Genomic DNA, 551 nt, shown 5'->3' with positions numbered 1-551 from the left:
CGAAGAAGGCATTCACGTTCGCGCCAGAACCCATGGTAAAGAAGTGATGCAGCCAAACCACGAACGCAAGAATGGTGATGACAATCGTCGCCCACACCAGTGAGGTGTAACCAAATAGCTTTTTGCGCGAGAAAGTTGCCGTCACTTCTGAGAACACAGCAAAGATAGGTAGTACCAAGATGTACACTTCTGGGTGGCCCCATGCCCAAATCAAGTTGACGTACATCATTACGTTGCCGCCAAGATCATTGGTAAAGAAGTGCATGCCCAAGTAACGGTCGAGCGTCAGCAGTGCGATGGTGACGGTCAGAATTGGGAACGAAATGATGATCAGAATGTTGGCACATAGCGACGCCCACGTGAAAACTGGCATCTTCATCATAGGCATTGACGGTGTGCGCATACGCAAAATGGTGGCGAAGAAGTTCACACCCGTTAGCGTGGTACCGACACCAGATATCTGCAGCGCCCAAATCCAATAGTCGACCCCGACGCCCGGACTTGCTTCAATGCCAGACAGCGGCGGATACGCCAACCAACCGGTACGGCCA

The 551-nt window shown here is 51.9% G+C and carries 1 protein-coding gene; it reads right to left on the bottom strand.

The window, feature by feature from the left end; all coding sequences use genetic code 11:
* Positions 1-551 (bottom strand): cbb3-type cytochrome c oxidase subunit I (locus R7093_RS27365; protein ID WP_318147301.1); only part of this gene is annotated, 551 nt, incomplete at both ends.

This window comes from Vibrio sp. 1580, assembly GCF_033340055.1.
This window is presented reverse-complemented; position numbering and strand designations above follow the sequence as displayed.